The 14,068-nt window shown below is 73.8% G+C and carries 12 protein-coding genes and 1 pseudogene; 3 read left to right on the forward strand and 10 right to left on the reverse strand.

Annotated features, from left to right (window positions below; all coding sequences use genetic code 11):
• Nucleotides 1–230, reverse strand: a pseudogene (locus tag ACWD3D_RS22345) (PucR family transcriptional regulator); the annotation flags it as partial.
• A gap of 234 nt (nucleotides 231–464) precedes the next feature.
• Between ACWD3D_RS22345 and ACWD3D_RS22350 the strand changes: the two are divergent.
• Both ACWD3D_RS22350 and menC read left to right on the forward strand, forming a co-directional pair.
• Nucleotides 465–1,358 (forward strand): chorismate synthase, encoded by an 894-nt coding sequence (locus ACWD3D_RS22350; protein ID WP_451462593.1) that lies wholly within the window; start codon nucleotides 465–467, stop codon nucleotides 1,356–1,358.
• Entirely contained in the window at nucleotides 1,355–2,476 is a 1,122-nt protein-coding gene (gene menC, locus ACWD3D_RS22355; RefSeq protein WP_451462594.1) for an o-succinylbenzoate synthase, read from the forward strand. Before ACWD3D_RS22350 ends, menC begins: the two co-directional genes overlap by 4 nt.
• Before the next feature lie 53 nt (nucleotides 2,477–2,529).
• Here the strand turns inward: menC and ACWD3D_RS22360 are convergent, their stop codons facing one another.
• From ACWD3D_RS22360 to ACWD3D_RS22400, 9 genes are all read right to left on the reverse strand, one after another.
• A complete protein-coding gene (locus ACWD3D_RS22360; protein ID WP_451462595.1) occupies nucleotides 2,530–2,835 on the reverse strand; it encodes a hypothetical protein in 306 nt (101 codons plus the stop codon).
• 453 nt (nucleotides 2,836–3,288) lie between these two features.
• On the reverse strand, nucleotides 3,289–4,728 hold the full coding sequence (locus tag ACWD3D_RS22365) for an NADase-type glycan-binding domain-containing protein (RefSeq protein ID WP_451462596.1): 1,440 nt from the start codon (nucleotides 4,726–4,728) through the stop codon (nucleotides 3,289–3,291).
• Complete coding sequence (locus ACWD3D_RS22370; RefSeq protein ID WP_451462597.1) at nucleotides 4,725–5,291, reverse strand: phage tail protein; 567 nt, start codon at nucleotides 5,289–5,291, stop codon at nucleotides 4,725–4,727. Before ACWD3D_RS22370 ends, ACWD3D_RS22365 begins: the two co-directional genes overlap by 4 nt.
• Nucleotides 5,288–7,285, reverse strand: a complete 1,998-nt coding sequence (locus tag ACWD3D_RS22375; RefSeq protein ID WP_451462598.1) for a putative baseplate assembly protein — start codon at nucleotides 7,283–7,285, stop codon at nucleotides 5,288–5,290. The genes ACWD3D_RS22370 and ACWD3D_RS22375 overlap by 4 nt, the downstream gene beginning before the upstream one ends.
• A complete protein-coding gene (locus tag ACWD3D_RS22380; protein ID WP_451462599.1) occupies nucleotides 7,285–7,728 on the reverse strand; it encodes a GPW/gp25 family protein in 444 nt (147 codons plus the stop codon). The genes ACWD3D_RS22375 and ACWD3D_RS22380 overlap by 1 nt, the downstream gene beginning before the upstream one ends.
• Before the next feature lie 34 nt (nucleotides 7,729–7,762).
• Complete coding sequence (locus ACWD3D_RS22385; protein WP_451462600.1) at nucleotides 7,763–9,658, reverse strand: VgrG-related protein; 1,896 nt, start codon at nucleotides 9,656–9,658, stop codon at nucleotides 7,763–7,765.
• The gene (locus tag ACWD3D_RS22390) at nucleotides 9,658–10,383 is read right to left on the reverse strand and encodes a CIS tube protein (protein WP_451462601.1); all 726 of its coding nucleotides are present in this window, start codon (nucleotides 10,381–10,383) and stop codon (nucleotides 9,658–9,660) included. The genes ACWD3D_RS22385 and ACWD3D_RS22390 overlap by 1 nt, the downstream gene beginning before the upstream one ends.
• A 14-nt stretch (nucleotides 10,384–10,397) precedes the next feature.
• Entirely contained in the window at nucleotides 10,398–10,823 is a 426-nt protein-coding gene (locus ACWD3D_RS22395; RefSeq protein ID WP_358761169.1) for a phage tail protein, read from the reverse strand.
• Nucleotides 10,824–11,009: 186 nt separating this feature from the next.
• The gene (locus ACWD3D_RS22400; protein ID WP_451462602.1) at nucleotides 11,010–11,621 is read right to left on the reverse strand and encodes an extensin; all 612 of its coding nucleotides are present in this window, start codon (nucleotides 11,619–11,621) and stop codon (nucleotides 11,010–11,012) included.
• 496 nt (nucleotides 11,622–12,117) lie between these two features.
• Here ACWD3D_RS22400 and ACWD3D_RS22405 point away from each other — a divergent pair, with 496 nt between their 5' ends.
• Entirely contained in the window at nucleotides 12,118–12,336 is a 219-nt protein-coding gene (locus ACWD3D_RS22405) for a hypothetical protein (RefSeq protein WP_451462603.1), read from the forward strand.
• The last annotated feature ends 1,732 nt before the right edge of the window (nucleotides 12,337–14,068 follow it).

Genomic DNA, 14,068 nt, shown 5'->3' on the forward strand with positions numbered 1-14,068 from the left:
ACCACGGCCGCCATGCCCGCGGCGGCGGCGGCGTGCAGCAGCGGGCCGGCCGCCGGGGGCCGGACCCCGACCGCGAGGAGTACCGCGCCCGGGGCGTGCGGCAGTGCCGCGTCGGCGTCGTACAGCAGGATCTCGCCGACCCGCCCCCCGAGCCCGGCGGGGGCGGCGACGGCCCGTACGGACGAGCCTCCGAGCACGTCGAGCAGATCACCGAGGGTGGGGGCGTCCATGGGGCCTCTCGATTCACGGGTCCGGTTCACGGGGCGCGGCGGACCGGCCGCCCGGGGGAAGCGGGTCATGGACCGGCCGCCAGGAGGAAGCGGGTCATGGACCGGCCGCCCGGAGGAAGCGGGGCATCACCGGACGCATCACTCCCCCACCTTTGGCCGATCGCAACACGACTTTAGGGCTCGCTTGTCCCTATGGACAACCAGTTCCGGGAGCGGCCCGCAGAAACTCGAACCATGACAGCAACACCCTCAGTACGCGAACGGGCGGCGGCAGCCGCGCTCACGGCCGGCGTCACCGTCCGCACCGTGCACGACGTGGCCGGCATCGCGGCCGTCGCCGACTTCTTCAGCGACGTGTGGCAGACCCCGCGCAGCACCCCGCCCTACCCCGCCGAGGTGCTGCACAGCCTGGTGCACGCGGGAGGCGCCGTGCACGCCGCGTACACCGGGCGGGGCGCCGGGCGTGGCGAGCTGTGCGGTGCGGCCGTCGCCGTGTTCGGGGAACCTTCGGCGCTGGACGTGTACTCCTTCGTGGCCGCGGCCCGCACCAGCGACCGGGGAGTCGGGCTCGCCGTGAAGCAGGCCCAGCGGGCCTGGGCCCTCGACCGCGGGGCCCGCACCATGCGCTGGACCTTCGACCCGCTGGTGGGCCGCAACGCCCGCTTCAACCTGGTCAAGCTGGGCGCCGCGGGCACCGAGTACCTGGTGGACTTCTACGGCCCGATGGCCGACGGCCTCAACGACGGCGACGAGAGCGACCGCCTCACCGTCACCTGGGACCTGGCCGGGGAGGACCGTACGGCGGACGAATTCGCCGGGCCCCGGGCCCTGGCCGCCGGTACGGCCGTCACGCTCGCCACCGCCCCCGACGGCGCCCCGCTCGCCGTCCGCGCCGGGGACACCGTCCGCTGCCGCGTCCCCGCCGACATCGTGGAGCTGCGCGCCGCCGACCCCGCGCTCGCGCTGCGCTGGCGCCACGCCGTCCGCGAGGTCTTCACGCGGGCGTTCGCCGACGGGTACACCGCCACGTCGATGTCCCGCGACGGCTGGTACACCCTCACCCCCGCCCCCACCCCCACCGGCGCGCGCGCCCAGGAACCGCACCTCCAGGAAGGCACCCCGGCATGAAGCTGGAACACGTCGAACTCCTCCACGTCGCCATCCCCCTGGTCACCCCGTTCCGCACCTCCTTCGGGACGATGACCACCAAGGACACCTTCCTGCTCCACGTCGTCACCGACGAGGCCGAGGGCTGGTCGGAGTTCGCCGCCGACCCGGAACCGCTGTACTGCTCCGAGTACGTCTCGGGCGCCGAGACCGTGATCCGCGACTTCCTGCTCCCCCGCGTCACCGCCCGGCAGAACCTGACGACGGCCCTCCTCGCCCCCGACATGGCGAAGGTCAAGGGACACGAGCTGGCGAAGGCGGCCCTGGAGACGGCCGTCCTCGACGCCGAGCTGCGGGCCCACGAGATGTCCCTCGCCACCTTCCTCGGCGCCACCCGCGACCGGGTGCCCGCCGGGGTGTCCGTCGGCATCAAGGAATCCGTCCCCGCCCTCCTGGACGACGTGGCGGGGTACCTCGCCGAGGGGTACGTACGGATCAAGCTGAAGATCGAACCCGGCTGGGACGTCGAGCCCGTCCGCGCGGTCCGCGCCCGCTTCGGCGACGAGCTGCCGCTCCAGGTGGACGCGAACACCGCCTACACCCTGGCCGATGCCGAACACCTGCGGCGCCTGGACGAGTTCGGGCTGCTGCTCATCGAGGAGCCGCTGGAGGAGAACAACCTCCACGCCCACGCCCTCCTCCAGCGCCGCATCGCCACCCCGGTCTGCCTGGACGAGTCGCTGCACAACGCCCGGGACACCGCCTCCGCCATCGCCATGGACGCCTGCCGGGTCGTCAACATCAAGCCCGCCCGCGTCGGCGGCTACCTGGAGGCCCGCCGCCTGCACGACGTCGCCGCCGCCCACGGCGTACCGGCCTGGTGCGGCGGCATGCTGGAGACCGGCATCGGCCGCGCCCCCAACCTGGCCCTCGCCGCCCTCCCCGGCTGCACCCTCCCCGGCGACACCTCCGCCTCCAGCCGCTACTTCGCGGAGGACATCACCGAGCCGTTCGTCCTCCAGGACGGCCACCTCCCGGTCCCCACCTCCCCCGGCATCGGCATCACCCCGCTCCCCGACGCCCTGCGCCGCTTCACGACGGCCCGGCGGGACCTGTACGGGGGTGCGGCGGGGCGGTGAGGCGGGGCGCGGGGCCGGGCGCGAGGCCGGGGGCCGCCCCGCAGCCGCCGGGATCACAGGGACGCCGGGGCGCCGGAGGCCCTGCCGCCCCGCGCTTCGAGGCAGAAGGCCACGCACAGACAGGCTCCGGCGAGGAGCACGAGAGTGACGATCGCCGGGTTCACCCACGCGGGGACGAGGTCCACGGTCGCGCTGCACTTCGCGTGAAGGGGAAAGAAGCTCTGCGATTCGGAGTAGTGCGCTTCGTTCCACGCCTCGTCGAACCGGAGACCGTTGCCCTGTTCGCACGATTCCCTGATGTCCAGTCCGCTCCGGGAGAAACCGAGGAACCACACGGTGGCGGCATTCAGGACCGCCATGCCCGCGACTGCCTTCAGCGGCGCCGCTCGCGGAAAACCCCGGGTACGACGTCGGCGCCGCGTCCGAAAGGCGATGAACGCGCAGACGGCTGCCGTCGGAAGCCAGAGCTGAGCCGCCCCCACCAGCGAAATCCCCACAGAAACGCCCTCCCACCCCTCCTCGTGCCGGACCGGACCGGACCGGCGAGGATGCCTTGCCGCCCGTTCGCCGTCCTGGCCGATCCCGTGCCGGCCGATCCCGTGCCGGCCGATTCTCTCCGCCGCCGGAAACGGACGGCCGGCCGGGGAGGACGGTTCCGCCTCCGCCGGGTCGCTCGCGCACGGGCGGTCGCGTCCGGTCCGGCGTACGCCCGCAGGGTCCTCTCCGGCGTACCCACGCACCGGAGCCCGGGACGGATGACTTCCGTCCCGGGCACCGGTGCCGGCCTGCCGCCTCCGACGAGGCGGCAGGGATCAGCGGGACTGCGACGGGCCGAAGAGCTCGATCTCCGCGAAGGCCACCTGCTTGTTCGCGGAGGTGTGGTAGGCGGACTCGACGGTGAAACGGACCTTGGTGACGTCGTCGTAGCGGAAGTCGCGGGTCTGGCCGCCCGCACCGTCGTCCAGGACGAGTTCGCGGTGGGTGACCTCGCCGCTGGACCGGGTCACGGTGACATCGATGCGGTGCGGGAGCGCCTGCTCGCTGTTCTGGTCGGCGCGGTACGAGACCCCCGGCATCACGATCACGTTCAGCAGACGGGTCGGCGAGTCGAAGGACGCCTCGATCCACTGGCCCTTGCCCGACTCGGACACCCCGGGGCCCCACCAGGTGTTGTTGAGCTTGTCGAAGGACGAGTCCGGCTTGTGGCCCTGGTAGGAGCGGGACGCGGTGACGTGGTCCGGCGAGACGGGGGCCCGCTTGGAGAAGTGGTCGCGGGTCGCCTGGACGCCGTCGGGGATGTGGACGGCCGCCACGATCACCAGGGTCACCGCGATCGCCGCCCCCACCCATCCGAGTACGCGGTCGAAGGCTCGGCGCACCCGGGGGCGGTCGCCCGCCCACGGGGTCTCCCGGGTACGGGTGTCCAGCAGCCGGCGCCACCACGGCAGCCGACGGCCCTCCACGTACTGGTCGCCCGCCATGGGCATCGCGCAGCGGGCGCAGTAGTGCCGGTCGGGCCGGTTACGGGTGCTGCACCAGGGGCAGGGCGTGCCCCCGTCCACACCGAGTTCCACGCCCGGGGCCTGTACGGTCTGCGGGCGCTGGGGGGCCGGCCGGCCGGGCAGGACCGGGGCGACCGAGGGCGCCTGGACGGGTCCGGGATCGGCGACCGGGACGATGAGGCGCCGTGCGCGGTCCGCCATGCCGTCGTCGTCCGCCCCCCTGTCCGCCACTCCCTGGACCTCCTGGGTGTCGGCCTCGTCGCGGTCGTCGCGCGCGCCGTACCCGGAGGACCGGGCGCCCGCCGCCGGTGCGGCGGGCGCATCGTCGTACGCGGCGTGGCCGTACGCTCCCCGGTCCCCGTCGGCCTGGGCGGCGTACGGGGAGCTCTCGTGGGCCTGTGGCCCGGAGCCCCGCGACTGCCGGGGCAGCCCCACGCCGCCGCCGGGCCGGGCGAAGGCGTCCCAGCCGGGGTCGGCGGTCGCCGGAGCGGCATCCGCCGACGGGGTCGGGGCCGCCTGGGCCAGGGTCGGGGCTGGGGTCTGGGCCGGGGCCGGGGCCGGGGCCGGGGCCGGGGCCGGGGCGAACGCCTCCGACGCCTCACCGGGGCCGCCACCGGCACGGGCGCCGCTCGCGGCACCCGCCGGGGCCGCCGACCTGTCGGCCCAGCCCAGTACGGCCCCGCACGCGTCGCAGAACGACAGGCCCGGTTCCGCGCGGGTGCCGCATTCGGCGCAGTTCTGCGTGGTCATCTCTCCGAGGTCCTTTCGGACGGGTCGCCGGCGGTCACCTGGACCGTGTACGGCATGTGGGCGGGCCGGGCTGCGGCGACGATGTCGTCCAGGCGGTAGTGGTCCGCCGTGGTCGGGTCGGGCAGCCTGAGGTGTACGTGCAGATGGGGGCGTGGGATTCCGGGGATCGGGCCCAGCGGGCGGGCGGTCCAGTCGGCGCCCCCGCTCTCGCTGATCTCCGGTGCGACGCCGAAGGCGAGCCGGACCGTTTCGGCCAGGCCGCGCCGGGTGCCGCGGATGCGGTGCAGGTACGCGGCGGTCGCCACGGCGGCGCGCAGCAGCGGCTCGGGTTCGGTGCCGTCGGTCTCCGCACCGACCCAGCCGGTCAGCCACCGGGCGTAGTCCAGGGGCGCCAGCGAGGGACGGAAGTAGGAGTCGAGACAGTCCAGCGCGGTGTGGATGGGCGCGAACACCTCGTCGAGCCCGTCGACGAAGCGCAGGGCGAGGTCGTCGTCGGCGAAGACGGCGGGCAGCATCGCACCGATCGGTGAGGACGAACCGAGTCCGTCGACGGAGCCTCTCATCCGTGGCTCCCGGTGCCGCGGTCCTTGTCCCCCGCGGGGTTGTCCCCGATCACCCGGACGCGGTGGTCGAAGGAGAACACCAGAGAGGGCGGCGACAGGTCGATGCGGTTCGTCGCCTCCCCGCGCTTTCCGGTCAGCGGGTCGGCGGGGTAGAGCACGACCTCGTCCACCAGCTCGACGCCGGGAATCCTCTGGAGCACCGCGAATGCCTCCCCGGCCTGCACGGGCCGCCCGAACGGCCATCCCTTGCCGTCCGCGCCGCCGGTGAGCGGGTCGAGGTGCTGGTAGAGGGCGTCGTGCACCCGTCGGCGTACCAGGTCGGTGTCGACACCGCGGAAGGCGTGCACGGTGGCGACGACGGTGACGCCCTGGTAGAACGGCGGGCCGACCGCCAACCGGGTTCCGATCAGACGGCGTTCGTCCAGGTGGCGGGTGATGCGCTCCAACAACGCGTCACCGGGCACCAGTTGCTCGAAGCGCAGTCGGCCACCCGGGTCGGGGACTGCCTGCGGAACCACCAACACCCTTACCGCATAGGCGCCGTACTCGCTCTCCTCGCCCTCCAGGCAGGAGATGCGCGCGGTCTCGGGGGCGGCCCGACGGGCCAGCTCCTCGTAGTCGCGCAGGGTCACCGCACGCTCCTGGGCGCGCAGCGTGATCGGGGCGCGGACCTTCGCCTCCTCCACCGTCTCGCCGTCCACGCCGCCGCGCGCGGCCTCGCGGTTGACGACTTCGGAGACGTACGGGATGGAGGTGCGCAGGACCTGCACGGCGCCGCGGGCCACGTTGCCCGCCCGGCCGCCGCCGGTGCGGTAGCTGCGGGCGCGTACGGGTGAGCCCTTGGGGGCAGCCATGCCGTACTGGCGCAGGGACCCGTCGGGTTCGCGCACCGCCGGCCCGAAGGCGATCTCGCCGGTCGCGGCGTCCACGGTGACGTGGCGGTCGTCCGGGCCCGACGCCGCGAAGTGCGGGACGACCTGCCAGTCCGTCCAGCCCTCGTGCTCGGCGGTCTGCAGCAGGACCGGCGGGGTGTCGCCGACCACGGGTCCGTGCGCGAGCCGCAGCCGCTGCCCCGGCAGCCCGGTGGACTCGCCGAGCGCCTCGTCGTAGACCGCCTCGGCGTGGACGACGGGGGCGGTGCCGCCGATGGTGAAGCCCTCGGCGGAACGGACGGTGGGCGAGGTGGTGTAGAAGGGCTGGCCGGGGTGGGGTTCGGTGACCCTGCACCGCAGCCAGCCCGCCTCCTGACCGGCGTTGCGGGAGAGCACGTGCCCGCCGGGGACGTGCAGGATCACCTCGCCGGGCCGGTTGAGGCCGCCGGTCCCGTCCCGGTCGACCTCGCAGAGCTGCCAGCCGTCCTCGGTCCACGCCTCCCACACCAGGGGAGGCTGCCGCGGGTCCACACCGACACCGTCGACCCGGCTGTCCAGCTCCAGGGTGACCGCGCAGTGCGGCACCGCGCCGGTCAGGCCCAGCAGCATGCAGTCGCCCGGGGCGGGCGACTCGGAGAAGCAGAGCACGTCCTTCCCGTCGTCGGCGAGGTCGTGCGTGCGGTCCAGCGCGGGTTCGCCCCGCCGCTGCACCATCAGATGCTTCAACCCGCTGTTCCACACCACGAGTTCGCGCTCGGTGGTGAAGACGACCGCTTCCTGGTCGCCGGTGCGCGAGGTGGCCACCTCGGTGCCGAGCGGTACGGTCACCGGCTCCTCCTGCGGCGCCGAGAGCCAGAAGGTCACCTCCGTACGGGCGGCGGAGGGCGGGAACAGCGTGATGCCGACCAGGTCGAGGAAGGCCAAGTGGTTTTTGTCCGGTACCCGGTTGAGCCGGTAGACGATCTCGTCGGCCATGTGCGCCACCGTCTCGACGAGAGTGATGCCCGGGTCGGAGACGTTGTGGTCGGTCCACTCCGGGGCGCGCTGCTGAATGTAACGCTTGGCGTCGTCGACGAACTGCTGGAAGCGGCGGTCGTCGAGATTCGGGGAGGGCAGGGCCATCAACGGTCGCTTTCGGGAGAGTTGCCCAGAGCGGGGCCGGCGTCGGGCTCCTCGTGGGACGGGATGACGTAGAAGGGGAAGACGAGGCTGCGGGGGTTGTTGGTGCCGCGGATCGAGTAGCGGACGTCGATGTAGAGGACGCTCTGGTCGGTGCCCACGGTGACCTCGATGTCGTCGACCTCGATGCGCGGCTCCCAGCGGTCCAGGCTGACGTACACCTCGTGCTGGATGCGGCCCGCGGTCTGCTCGTTGACCGGCGCGAACACCAGGTCCTGGATGGCGCAGCCGAAGTCCGGCCGCATCGGCCGCTCCCCGGGCGCCGTGGACAGGACCAGCCTGATCGCCTCTTCGATCTCCCGTTCCCCGCTGACCAGGGCGATCCCGCCGGTGGGCCCGATGCGCAGGGGGAACGACCAGCCGGACCCGACGAACTGCTCGGCCATCAGACCTGATCCTGCCTTCCGTTGAGGTTCTCGCTCATATCACCGGGATTCCGTTGGCCAGGAAGGCGGGGGACGTGACGAGTACCGTGGGGGCCTTGACGGTGGTGTTGACGGCCGAGGTGACCTGCACGGTTCCGCCACCGGTCAGCATCGCGGCACCCACGGCGTTCATGCTCAGGGCGCCGACCGCGTTCAGCCCCAGTTCGCCCGCGGCCCTGACGTTGACCGCGCCGCTGCCGCTGATGCTGAGCGGGCCGCCGCTCTTGATGGTCAGGGCACGCCGGGCGCTGAGCGTCAGGTCGGTGCCCGCTTCCACCGACACCGACCGGCTGCCCTTGATCGTCACCGAGCCCTTGCTGTCCACGATGATCTCGGTGTTGGTCCGGTCCAGCTGGATGATCAGTTGCTGGTCCCCGGAAGCGAGCCGGACGCCCTGCTTGCGCATACCGGTCTTCTGGCTGAGCAGGTCCATGCGGTTGCCGTCCCGGTCGGAGACGGTGTGCCGCGCCGCCTTCTTCCGCGAGGCTTCGTGCAGGGGCACGTCACTGACGGGGGTCGGCACGTCCTTGCCGTTGTAGAGCCCGCCGATCACGAACGGGTGGTCCAGAGCGCCCCGGTCGAACCCGACGAGCACCTCGTCGTTGACGTCGAGCGGGAAAATCCCGCCGCCGGAGAGGCCGCCCATCTGCACGGTGCGCGTCCAGTCGCTGACGTAGGTGTCGTCCAGCCATGGGAACCGCAGCTTGACGCGCCCCTGTTTGAGCGGGTCGTTGACGTCGGTGACCAGGGCGTTGGCCACGCTGGGCAGCCGCGGCGCGGTCTCCGTGCCGCCGGAGGTGAGGCCGTACAGCGAGCGCCACTGGCGTCCGCTGACCGTCACCCAGGTCTCGTAGTGTTTGCCGTCACCGAAGACGTGGCGCACCGACGTGACGGTGTACTTGCCCTCGAAGGGCTTGCCGACGTCGGCCAGGGCCACCGGAACGCCCGGCCGCAGCTTGGGGTTCCCGCGCGCGACGACCTCCACCTCCGCGAACGAGGACGTGATGTCGTCCGCGAGCGCTTCGGCGGCGAACTTCACCTCGGCCTGCTTGTCGTACGGGGTCGCCGTGTCCACCAGCGGCGCCGGGCCGAACTTCGTGGCGGCGGCGCCCGGCGTGGTGCCGATGGTGATGCCGGGGTTGGAGACGGCGGGCGAGAGGGCGGTGAGCTCCTTCTTCGTCGTGACGTCCCAGCCGCGCGCCTGGACCTTGCCGACCTGATCGGCGGCGGTGACCGCGGCCCGCAGCCGCAGGATGTCGTGACCCGCCTGGAGCACGAAGGGGCTCTTGTCCCCGTCGGTGCTCGGCGAGGGCGCGCCCGAGGACGGCTTGGGCCGCACGAACTGGAACTTGCCCTTCGCGTCGATGGACATCACCATCTCGTTCTCGTCGGCGAGCCGCGCGAGGAAGTCCCAGTCGGTGACGTTGGACTGGCTGATGAACTCGTAGACGGTCTTCGTCGACTGGATCGTCCCGATGGGCACGCCGTCCTGGGCCGCCAGCTTCTTGGCGATGTCGGACGCGGTCTGGCTGCGGAAGGCGGTCACCCGGCGGCGGCGCAGCAGGCGGTGCCCGAGGTCGTAGCCCCGGACGACGGCGAAGGTGCCGGTACCGTCGTAGTCGACCTCCAGGCCGGTGACCTCACCGGTCAGCAGCGGATCTCCGGCGCCCTTCCCGTCGGCCACCGGCGTGATGACCACACTGCTGCCGAAGGTGACCCCGAGCTTGCCGAGAATCTTCCGGTACGGGTCCCGGAACGTGAGGCGGAACGCCGCCGGAACGCCCATCCCCTGGTCCACATGGCTGTCGACGAGGGCGCTGGTGAGGTCGGACGGAATCTTGGCGCCATTGATCTTGACGTCGACGACATTGGAAAACGCGGCCCGTACCATCAGCCGCTCACCTCCTCGGCGGACGGCATGACCAGCTCGGTACCGGACGGCAGGCTCCGGGGATCATCGATGCCGTTGGCCCGGGCGATCGCCCGCCAGGCGGCGGCGTTGCCGTACTCCCGCCAGGCCAGCGACTGCAACGAGTCGCCCGCCACGACCCGGTGGACGCGCTGCGCGGTCAGCGCGCCGGACGTCGGGTTCTGGCCACGGGTCTTGCTCGGAATCTCGTGCAACTGCAGCCGGCAGGTGGCCCGGATGGGAACGCCCGTGGTGCCGAAGACCGTGTACGACACGTCGACGGAACTGATGTACGCGGTGAACCGCGCCGTCGAGAACGACCCCCACTGGAAGACGACCCATGGCGGCGAAGGCTGCTTGGTGCCGATGCTCTTCAGGGTCACCTCGCAGCATTCGAGGAGCGACTCCACCTTCTTCAGCACCGTGTTGCCGGTCGGTTCGTCGGAGGAGTCGAGGAAGACCTCCAGCCCCATCTGCATCGCCTCGACACCCATGAACTCCGGCTTCGCGCCAGTGCGTTCGATCTGTGCCGGGGTCGCCTTCCACTGCGCGCGACGACTCAGCGACAGCTGCGCCGGGTTGAAGTCGAAGGAGAACGTCTCCATGATCCCGCCCGGAGACGTGTTGTCGCCCACCGGAGGCTCGTGGATCGCCAGATTGGCGCGTACGAGGCTCTTGCCCGCGCCCTTGCTGCCCTTGGTAGCCACCGTGTCCCCGCCCCTCAGCCCGTGAATCCGTGGTGGGCGATCTCCAGGACCTCGGTCGCCACCGCCGGACTGGCCGGGTCGAGGGTGGGACCGGTCCAGCGCACCGGCAGCACGTCGATGAGGCCCCAGCTGGCGACCTCCGAACCGTCCGCGCGCAGCGCCGCGATCTGCGCGGTGGGCCGCTTGATCCCGGTCTGCACGGACGAGATCCACTTGGCGACCTTCGCGGTGTCCGGGGTGAGCGGGCGGGTCAGCCGGATCGTGGAGAAGGTGACCCGGGTCGGCAACGCCCACACGAAGCCGTTGTTGCCGCCCTCCTGGTGGTGCTCGACCTCCACCTCGGACGCCAGACCCTCGCACCCGTTGAAATAGCCGAGGCTTTCGCCGTCGATGCTGAGGGAGAACCAGATGGTTGAGCCCGGGTCTTGGCTGGAGGGCATCTCGGCGGACCTTTCTTTCGGTGGTACGTACCGGTGGGGGTTCGTGCCGGTGGGGGTTCGTGCCGGTGGGGTCGGGGGCCGGCGGTGGTCGGAGCGGTCAGGCGGTCGGATCAGTCATCGGTCAGGCGGTCAGGCGGTCAGGCGGTCAGCGGTCAGGCGGTCAGCGGTCAGGCGGTCGGCAGGCTGTCAGCGGCGGGGATCTCGGAGTTTGCCGATCCGCTCGCGGTCCAGGCGGAGTTCGGTGCGGATCAGCCGGGTGATCCGGCCGATGAGCCGGTGCGCGAGCTCGTCCAACTGGAAGTCGGTGAGCGCCCGGGGGTCGAATCCGCCGTCGGATACTTCCGTGTACTCCGGCGGAGGCGGGGAGTACCCGGGCGGCGGTTCGTACGGCGGCGGCGCGCTGGACGCCGGGGTGTACGGAGGCGGCGGACCGGCCGGGCGTCCTGGACGCGAGGTGAGGCCGGCGGCCACCGTGGCCGCCGCGGACGCGGCAAGCGCGCCCACCGCGGACGAGGTGGACCGGCCGGCGCTCCTTTCGGACTTCCCCCAGAACCGCTGGACGACCGGCATCGGGGCCGCCGGAGCGGCAGGTGCCGTAGGGGCCGCAGAAGCCGAGAGGGGAGCAACGGCTGCGGAGGCACCGCCGGCCGGCCCGACCGGCACCGGCATCCGGGCCGGCGCCACCGGACGGCGCAGCGGCACCGCCTTCGCGGGCGCCGCGGCACTGCGCTGGAGCACGGCCGGGGCCGGGGCCTGCTGGAGCACGGTCGGGGCCGGCTGCGGCGTCGCCGGAGGCAACGCGGTCGACCCGGGCGGTGTCGCCGTCGTCGGAAACGGCAGGGCCGAAGCCGCGGGGGCCGCGAACGCCGTCGTCGGGAACGCCGGAGCGGAGCCAGGGAACGCCGGGGCCGCGGCAGTCGGCTGTACGGAACCGGGCGCGGCCGTCGGCAGGGGCGACGGAGGCAGGGGCTTCGGGGGCCGCAGCCGCGCCGGTGCCCGCTGCACCACGGGGACCGGTGGGAAGTCCCGGGAAACCGGTGCTCCGTGCGCGGATGCCGGTCCCGGGGCCTGTGCCGGAGCCGGTGTTCCGTGTGACTGGGCCGGTGTTCCGTGTGACTGGGCCGGCGTCGGCATCGCGTGCACCTGAGCCGGTGTGGCGTGCGACTGGGCGGGTGCCGGTGTGGCCTGTACCGGCCTCGGGGCTTGCGCCGGAGCCGGTACCGGAGTCGTACGCGCGAGCTGTACGGGCAACGAAGCCGCGCCTGCGGGAATCGCTGCTGCGGGAATCGCTGCTGTGGGAATCGCGCTCATCGGGGCGCCGAGGGGCGAGCGTCCCGGGGTGCTCCGGGCCGGGGTCGGGCCGGCGGCTGCGGACGGAGCCGGGGCGGCGCTCGCGGACGGGGGCGGGGCCGGGGCGGCGGAGGGCTGGGAGGTCGGGGCGGGGTTCACGGACGCGGCCGGGGTCGACGCGGCCCGCTGGACGCCCCGCGCCCGAGAGGAGACCGCCGGCTGAGGGGAGACCGCGCGCTGGACAGCGGGCGCGGAGGCGATCGGGGCGCCCAGGCCGGAACGGGACCGCGGACGGGCGACGCTCCCCCGGACGGGCGGTCCGCCGGAGGGGGCGGCGGGCGGGCGGGCGCCGGTCGACGGGCTCGCGGACGCCTCCGCCAGGCCCGAAGTGCCGGAAGCGGTCGGGGCCGCGGTCGCGGTCGGCCGTGCCGGAGCGTCACCGGAACGCGCGTCACCGGAGCGCGCCGCCGCCCGCTGGACCGGGGTGCCGGAGTGGGGCGGGAGGGAGGACGCCGGCACCGCGGACGGGCCCGTGGCGGGGGGCGCCCCCACCGGACCGGCACCGGTCGCCGGGGCGGGGGCGGAAGCGGGAGCCGGGGATTCCGGCTGGGCCGAGGCCCGTCGTACGGCCATCCCCGGATCCGGAACCGGAACCGCCGACGCCGAGCCGGAGGGGGCGCCGGAAGCCGCCGGGCCGGGCCGGGGTGACGTCGTACCGCCCGGTTGTACGGCGGGGGCGCCGCCCTGCGGCCGTCCAGGAGCGGAGTGGGTGGGCTGCTGAGGGGCGTTGGCGGGCGACGCGGGCCGCTGCCGCCCGGAGTCGGGGGCCGCCCGCCGCTGGACGACGGGCGCCGACCCAGCGGCACCCGCGACAGGCACCACCGGGGAAGCCGAGGGCGGAGCCGCGCCGGGAGCGGTCCCGGGCGACTGCGGAGACGGCGTGCTCCGCGCGGGCCCGTCGTGGCCCTGGGCGCGTACCGCCGGAACGTCACCGGCCACCGCGCGCCGCACCGGACCGTCACCGCGTACCGCTCCGGCCCCAACACCCGTGACGGGGCCCGGCGTCAGGGGAGTACGGACGGGGTCCGAGGCGCCACGGACCGGAGACCCCAGACCGCCGCGCCGGGCGCCCTGCCCAGGATTCCCGCTGCTGAAGGGGGTACCGACGGGGCCGGCCGACCCGTCCGCTGCGCTCCCTGCGGGGGCCGGGCCCGCCGCGGACGGAGTCCGCCCCACGGCGGCACGCTGCACGGCGGCCGACGGCGGCACGGGGGCACGCCGCACGGCCGGACCGGAAGCCACCGGACCGGAAGCCACTGGAGGGGACGTCACGGGAACGACAGCAGCCGGAACGGTGCTGACCGGCCCGGTACCGGCCGGGCCCGAAGCCGCAGATCCGGACTCTCCGTCCGACACCACCTCCGAGGCCGTCCCGCCTTCACGCGGGGCAGCCGCTCGCCGCACCGGAGCGGCGGGCGTTCCGGAGCCGGAAGCGGCTCCGGCGGGCGTACGGGCCGCCGCGCTCGCGGGGGCGGCACTCCGCCGCGCGGTGGGCAGCACCCGCCGCTGCACCTCCGCCCCGGGGTGCGAACGGGTCAGACCGGCGGGACGGGGAGACGGGCTCGCCGCAGTCGGCGTCACCCGCAGACCCGCGCGCGCGGACGACGCGGACGACGGCAGGACGGGACCGGCAGGGGCCTCGGACCGCACCGACACCGGACCCGGAGCCGGACTCGAACCGGCACGGCCGCCACCACCAGCACCGCCGTCGCCAAAACCGCCACCGGGCACGGCAGCCGGACCGGCCGCCGCCGTGCTCCGTACCGCAGCACTCCGGACCGACGCACCCCCACCGGGGGCCGCCGAGGCGCTCCGCTGCACCACCGGGGCCGGGGGCCTGCCGTACCTCAAGGCGTACGCCACGAAGGAGCAGAAGGAGCGCTGGCTGCCGGACT

The organism is Streptomyces sp. NPDC002690 (genome assembly GCF_053592415.1).

Coding starts and splice junctions, on each gene's coding strand:
- ACWD3D_RS22350 (WP_451462593.1), top strand. CDS start 465: ATGACAGCAACACCCTCAGTACGCGAACGGGCGGCGGCAGCCGCGCTC.
- menC (WP_451462594.1), top strand. CDS start 1,355: ATGAAGCTGGAACACGTCGAACTCCTCCACGTCGCCATCCCCCTGGTC.
- ACWD3D_RS22360 (WP_451462595.1), bottom strand. CDS start 2,835: ATGGCGGTCCTGAATGCCGCCACCGTGTGGTTCCTCGGTTTCTCCCGG.
- ACWD3D_RS22365 (WP_451462596.1), bottom strand. CDS start 4,728: ATGACCACGCAGAACTGCGCCGAATGCGGCACCCGCGCGGAACCGGGC.
- ACWD3D_RS22370 (WP_451462597.1), bottom strand. CDS start 5,291: ATGAGAGGCTCCGTCGACGGACTCGGTTCGTCCTCACCGATCGGTGCG.
- ACWD3D_RS22375 (WP_451462598.1), bottom strand. CDS start 7,285: ATGGCCCTGCCCTCCCCGAATCTCGACGACCGCCGCTTCCAGCAGTTC.
- ACWD3D_RS22380 (WP_451462599.1), bottom strand. CDS start 7,728: ATGGCCGAGCAGTTCGTCGGGTCCGGCTGGTCGTTCCCCCTGCGCATC.
- ACWD3D_RS22385 (WP_451462600.1), bottom strand. CDS start 9,658: ATGGTACGGGCCGCGTTTTCCAATGTCGTCGACGTCAAGATCAATGGC.
- ACWD3D_RS22395 (WP_358761169.1), bottom strand. CDS start 10,823: ATGCCCTCCAGCCAAGACCCGGGCTCAACCATCTGGTTCTCCCTCAGC.